At 51.7% G+C, this 261-nt stretch carries 1 protein-coding gene; it reads left to right on the forward strand.

All coding sequences use genetic code 11. From position 1 onward, the window contains the following. Positions 1–76 precede the first annotated feature (76 nt). A partial coding sequence (locus tag ACSQ36_RS47040) for a hypothetical protein (protein ID WP_436187639.1) occupies positions 77–261 on the forward strand: 185 nt, incomplete at its 3' end.

Raw genomic sequence — 261 nt, forward strand, 5'->3', positions numbered from 1 at the left:
TGCGCAAGATTGTGATGAACAGTGGCATAGCCTTTCTTCCCCAAGCGAGTCGGAATAAACCAACGTGGAGCCCGTCATGTCCTTAAAAGCCAGGGCGATTGCACTAAAAGTTAAATTTCTATTCACCATGCCAACCGAGGAGTTGAGCGAGATAGCGGTCGTTCGCACACGCTTTCAGACGGCGAATCTTCAGCCCCACCTTGGAAGTCGTATCGCGCTTGAGCAGGTTCATCACGATGCGCCGAAGGACAGCGAAGTTCT

The sequence above is a fragment of the Caballeronia sp. LjRoot34 genome (genome assembly GCF_964253815.1).
GTDB lineage: Bacteria > Pseudomonadota > Gammaproteobacteria > Burkholderiales > Burkholderiaceae > Caballeronia.